This window comes from Candidatus Enterococcus wittei (assembly GCF_002140175.1).
GTDB classification, from domain to species: Bacteria; Bacillota; Bacilli; order Lactobacillales; family Enterococcaceae; genus Enterococcus_B; species Enterococcus_B wittei.
Genome location: NZ_NGMO01000006.1, coordinates 1 through 5975 on the forward strand (window position 1 = coordinate 1; position 5975 = coordinate 5975).

The window sequence follows — 5975 nt, forward strand, 5'->3', positions numbered from 1 at the left end:
TTTATAAATTAAATAAGGAGGATTTTTTTGGTCAAATCTTATTTTACATATAATAAAATACAAGATAATCCTTTTCGAATCATGAACTTGATGGTTTTGATTTTTCTTGTACTATGGATAGGCTATATCAATCATAATTTTTTGATATCTAGTTTTTCTTCTCTTGGTATTTTCACTTTTTTTTATTACCAAAATATACCAATGAAGCAGTTACTGAAGCGGATGTTTCTGATCGGATGCGGGCTGTTACTCGCTTTTACATTGGGACTCTTATCGACATATATCATATGGTTAGAACCTTTCGCAGTTGCTGTAGTAGCCTTCTTGAGTCGTTTTTTTTTACGGTTGTTTCATATTTCTAAACCTGGTGGATTGTTTTTTGCGATGTTGGCTGCAATGGGAACGAGTATGTCGATACCGGTATCTCATCTACCAGTGATATCGGCTTACTTTTTTATGGGAGTTATCTTTTCTCTCATTGCAGCAATGATTACAAAGCATGTTGACAAGCGACCAGAACAACAGGTGATTCAAATCTCTTTGAGAGAGCGTTTTTATCAAGAACCACTTGTCATTATTGATTCTATCTTTTATAGCGCTGCATTGTTTCTCTCTGTATATGTAAGCCATGGATTGAATTTAAAGAATCCTTACTGGTTAACTCTTTCCTGTGCATCCATCTTACTTGCAGAGAATTTAGATGCGATGAAACATCGCCAAGTTCAATATTTGATTGGGTCGATGTTAGGTTTGTGTGTCTCTGCCTTTTTATCTGTTATTCCGTTTACTCAACTTGAAACGATTTTTTTGATTACATTTCTTTACGGAATCTCTCAGTTTCTTGTTGCCAGAAATTATGCAGTTGCAAATATTTTTTTAAATCCAATGGCACTGATGTTATCGACTCTAGTCAGAAATGCTTATTTAATTTCTTTGATTGAATACCGCTTTTTGGGTATCGTATTAGGAAGCTTCATTGGGTTAGGCGTTGCTTGGATCATGAATGTGGGATTGCAACATTATTTAGAAGTGGTCAAAGGGAAATATGAATAAGAGGCATGACAGCAGCGTTATGACCTGAGCAATAAGCCAGAAAATCGGAAAATAGCTTTTCATATTTTTCGATTTTCTGGCTTATTGCCGAGGGTTAGCTGCTGGAATGCCGTTTCCAAGGAAAGGAAATTTTAGACAATAGGAAAGTAAAGTAAGCTTCTCTTATATTTCGGTTTCTTGGCTTATTGCCGAGGGTCAGCTATTGTCATCCAGTCTACAAGGATATGATACTACATTGAAAATGAAGAAAAATGGGGTCAGAGTAAAAAGCCTGATCCCATTTTTTGTTTGAAAATCGTATTTTAAAGCTGCTGACCATTTGTTTCAATTACTTTTTGATACCAGTAAAAAGAATCTTTTTTCAGGCGCTGCAAGGTTCCATTTCCGGCATTGTCTTTATCTACATAAATCATGCCATATCGTTTTTCCATCTCTCCAGTGCCAAAACTGACAATATCAATGATTCCCCAAGGAGTGTACCCTAATAAATCTACGCCATCATCAATGACCGCTTTTTTCATCTGTTCGATGTGTTTTCTTAGATAGGTGATACGATACTCATCATGAACCTCATTATTTTCAGTCAATTGATCATAAGCACCAAAGCCGTTTTCAACTATGAAAAGTGGCAGGTCATAGCGCTGATACACAGTATTCAAGACATAACGTAAGCCCACTGAATCAATAGGCCAGCCCCAATCTGAAACAGAGATATAAGGATTTTTAGTAAGTTTTGCTGAAGGGATATCCTCTGTTTCCACCCCCTCAACTTCAGGAAGCGTGGTAATTGTACCTGACATATAGTAGCTAAAGCCAATGTAATCAACCGTTCCTTGTCGTAAGACTTGTAACTCTTCTTCACTAAGCTCAATTTGGATTCCTTTTTGCTCCCAGTATCTGGTCGCATACGTAGGGATTTTTCCACGTGCATGGACATCACTATAGAAGAAACGTCGTTCATTTGCTTTCAGTGAAGCGATCATATCTTCAGGCGCACACGAATATGGATAAATCGGCACATATGCCATCATACAGCCAATTTGGAAAGCGGGGTTGATTTTTTTTCCTTCAATGACCGCTTGTGCACTTGCAATCAATTCATTGACACCAGCTTGAAACACCATTGCTTCTTTGTTTTGATCTTCTTCAATGATCATCGCAGAGTTTGTCCAGACATGAACAGGTTCTTGTCCGTCGGCTTGATTATTGATTTCGTTGAAAGTCATCCAATAAGTTACTTTGTTTTTATATCGTTCAAAGACACACTTCGCAAATTTGACGAAGAGGGAGATTACGGCTTTATTAGCAAATCCACCGAAATCTTCATAAATTGCATAAGGAATTTCGAAATGAGAGAGAGTCACGACTGGTTCGATCCCATTTTTTAAACATTCATCAAACAAGTCATCATAAAACTTTAGACCTTGTTCATTGGGTGTTTCTTCTTGACCGGTAGGGAAGATCCGACTCCAAGAAATCGAAGTACGCAAACATTTTAATCCTAATTCTTTGAATAATCGGAGATCTTCTTTGTAACGATGATAAAAATCAATTGCTTCATGGTTAGGATAATATTCGTCTTCTAGGACTCCTTTAGTTATTTTTCGTGGGATACCATTGCCGCCAGCGGTCATTACATCCGCTATACTTGGTCCACGACCATCCACATTCCAAGCTCCTTCTGCTTGATGAGCAGCAATAGCGCCTCCCCATAAAAAATCTTTTGGCAATTCTCTATTCATTAATATTCCTCCCTATTCATTTGTTAGTATCAAGTGATTCTGTTTGTTGGGCACGATTTGAGGCAATCACAAAAGGTAGATAAATCAAGATAGAGATAGCTAAACAGAGTATCCCAATGGCAATCCCCATGATGTTTCCACCTGTACCTAAAAATAAATTGATGATTCCAGGTGTTGTCCATGGTAGTCCGATAGCAGGAGTGGGCATGATCGGCCACACAACTGTCACAAAATAACCGACTAAAATATTAACTAACGGTGTCAGGACAAAAGGAATAATCATAATTGGATTCAATACGATCGGTAAACCAAAGATCATGGGTTCATTGATTTGAAAAATCCCCGGTACAAATGACAGTTTGGCAATTTCTCGTTGTTCTGGTCTTTTAGATGCGATAAAAATGGCAATGATTAAGCCTAAAGTCATTCCAGTACCACCCATATTGGCAAACATATCGTTTAAAATGCCCCATGTTTCCTTGTAAGGAACATCCCATAAAGAGCCTCCTTGGTTAATAAAATCTAGATTGGCTAAATCTTGTTCCGTGAAAATCGCTGAACGAACGGCATTCAGTGTATTTGGGCCATGGATACCAATCGAAAACAAAAGGGTTTGGATAAAGGCTAAAAGTAAGACGCCGACTACGTTTCCGCCTAAATTACGTAGAGGTGTTTGGATTCCAGCGTAAATCAATTCATTGATTCCTTCAGGAGCGATTAGCAACACTAAGAAATTAAGAAGAGCTGCTACTGCGACAACGATAATGATGGGAATCATCCCAGAAAAGGATCGAGAAACTGCTGGTGGGACGAGTTCTGGCATTTTGATCTGTAGTTTTTTGACTTTAAATAATTTTGGTAAAAATTCACCTACCAAACAGGCAACGATCATTGCCACGAATAATCCTTGTGCTCCGAGATATTGGGTGGAAATCACATTCATATTATCGACAGAAAAAGAAGTAGGGTATAAGATCATGAAACAAGCAATACTTGTTAGGCCAACTAATGTAGCATCTGCTTTAAAGTGTTTTGCAAGAAGCTGAGCCACTAAAAAAGCAATAAATAAACTCATGATATTGATGGTACCATTTGCTACAGAAGCAAGCACTTGTTGCGCATTTTCTAAATTTGGAAATATTCGAGACAATTGAAATAACTGCACGATAAAACTATCTTTTGAAAATAAAATGTTATTGACGAGAATAACTAAAGAAGAAGAGATCGTCAGTGGGAAAATCAGCATAAATGCATCTCGAACAGCTGCGATATGTCGTTGATTGTTTAACCTAGTAGCGATAGGTACTAAGCTTCGATCTAACAAATCATTGAATTTTTGCATAAAAATAACACCTTTCTTTATATGATGTATTTATTATAGCGAAAGATGTCAATCAAAAGTAAGCGCATTCTTTTTTTGGACGAAATTCTGGAAGAAAGAAAATTATTTCCTTGAAGGAACAAGGTGTTCCAATCTACAAAAGGGACTGCTGGTTCCTAGATAACCCACCTACTGTTCCTCTTTTAGATAACCAATCAATGTTTCTAAAATAGCCATAGATGGAAGCTGACTCGTTAAATCAAGGAAAAAATCTTTACGTTCTTCTTTGATCGAATACTCGATCGAATAGTCACAAAGGTGTGCCAAAGTACTTTCTTTATTAGGTGTGATGCAATATTTCTGGATATTTTTGGTATGCTCTAAACCAGAGATGACTTCGATTAATTCTTTGGTTTCCCCGGATACACTTAAAAAAACTAAGACGTTTTTTTGATCCTTACGTAAAAAACTATGGATCGGATAGGTGAGCTCATCTAAACTAAGACAGAAGTAACCGATATTTGCCAGTTTTCGGGCAACATATTGGGCAATGGCTCCTGATGCGCCCAGCCCCATAAATAAAATAAAATCAGCTTGACGTAAAGTTTCGGCCATTTTTTTGATTTGATACTCCACATCTGGATGAAAAATCGTCATATTCAAGTGACTGATCCGTTCTTCTAGCTTTAACTGGTTTTCCTCTGAGGCGGTATGGACTTTCTCCAACTGGTTTTTAAGATAAAATCGAAATTCTGGAAATGAATCAAAGCCGACTTTTTGGATGAAACGAAAGACTGATGTAGAAGAAACATGCGCATCAGTAGCGATATCACGCACACGCATATATGGAATTTTATCAAGATTATTGACGATAAATCGATAAATTTCTTGCTCGACGGATGATAATTTATTTAAGTTGAGATTTTCAAAGATAGCCATCTGCTCGCCTCAATTCCCCTTTTTTTAAAGTATAGCATGAACCAGAAGTGTTTTGGGAGAGTTGGAGGGTTAACTGATTTTTAGGTACTGTTTAATTTGTATAGAAGTTGAGCATTGATTTATAAGTAGGAATTTAAGTCAAAGACCGAATGATTCTCTGATCATTTATTTAGCGAACCAAAAATAAAAAAATAATCTGTTCGTTCATTGCCATTTCTATGACTATTTGGACTTAGCTAAGCATGAAATGACTTCATTTCATTATTTTCCGTAAAACGAGTGACAAACCAAACCATAAGAATGTACTAATGGCGATTGTGATGATCCAACCTGAGGCGTTATTTTCCAGAGGTAGAGGCATGTTCATCCCAAAAAAACCTGTAATAATCGTAGGAATGGTTAATAAAACTGATAAAACAGTTAAGATTCGCATGGTATCATTTAAGTTATTATTCAAGATATTATTGTATGTTCCAGATAATTGATGAAGTATTTCTGAAGTAATTTGTATCATTTCTACTACTTGTTGCGCCTCAATCAATGCGTCCTCTAACTCTTCTCTCTCGAATTCTGTTAATTTTTTACGAAAAGCATGTGTTCTGATTTGTTCAAGTAATACTACATTTTGTTTTGAGGCAGACATAAAGAATACAATACCTGTTTCCAAATCGGATAATAGTAATAAATTCTTTTTACTTGTTTTCTCTTTTAGTTTATTACTCACAATTTTTCGATCATCATTCATTTCTTCAATGTAAGGGAAATAATTATCAGTAATAATAAAAAGACAGTTGAATAGGAACTCATAAATAGTGCTATCTAAGTTTTTGTCTAAATAATTTTTCATTTCAAAAAAAATGTATTGATTTTGTTCTTTAGTGATCGTGATGAGGGTTGTATTTTTAATGATAAATGTAATA

5 protein-coding genes are annotated in these 5975 nt (G+C 36.2%); 1 reads left to right on the top strand and 4 read right to left on the bottom strand.

Annotated features, from left to right (window positions below; genetic code table 11):
• Positions 1-27 precede the first annotated feature (27 nt).
• Complete coding sequence (locus A5844_RS13645) at positions 28-1053, top strand: FUSC family protein (protein WP_086285706.1); 1026 nt, start codon at positions 28-30, stop codon at positions 1051-1053.
• A 302-nt stretch (positions 1054-1355) separates the two neighbouring features.
• On the opposite strand, the gene A5844_RS13650 is transcribed toward A5844_RS13645, so the two are convergent.
• The 4 genes from A5844_RS13650 to A5844_RS13665 all read right to left on the bottom strand — a co-directional run.
• The gene (locus tag A5844_RS13650) at positions 1356-2795 is read right to left on the bottom strand and encodes a 6-phospho-beta-glucosidase (protein ID WP_086285707.1); all 1440 of its coding nucleotides are present in this window, start codon (positions 2793-2795) and stop codon (positions 1356-1358) included.
• 16 nt (positions 2796-2811) lie between these two features.
• Positions 2812-4137 (bottom strand): PTS sugar transporter subunit IIC, encoded by a 1326-nt coding sequence (locus tag A5844_RS13655; protein ID WP_086285708.1) that lies wholly within the window; start codon positions 4135-4137, stop codon positions 2812-2814.
• A gap of 168 nt (positions 4138-4305) precedes the next feature.
• Positions 4306-5055, bottom strand: a complete 750-nt coding sequence (locus A5844_RS13660) for a MurR/RpiR family transcriptional regulator (RefSeq protein ID WP_086285709.1) — start codon at positions 5053-5055, stop codon at positions 4306-4308.
• 253 nt (positions 5056-5308) lie between these two features.
• Positions 5309-5975 (bottom strand): magnesium transporter CorA family protein (locus A5844_RS13665; protein ID WP_086285710.1); only part of this gene is annotated, 667 nt, incomplete at its 5' end.

Excerpts from the sequence above, each read along its gene's own strand:
- A5844_RS13650 (WP_086285707.1), bottom strand. The coding sequence starts at position 2,795 with ATGAATAGAGAATTGCCAAAAGATTTTTTATGGGGAGGCGCTATTGCT.
- A5844_RS13655 (WP_086285708.1), bottom strand. The coding sequence starts at position 4,137 with ATGCAAAAATTCAATGATTTGTTAGATCGAAGCTTAGTACCTATCGCT.
- A5844_RS13660 (WP_086285709.1), bottom strand. The coding sequence starts at position 5,055 with ATGGCTATCTTTGAAAATCTCAACTTAAATAAATTATCATCCGTCGAG.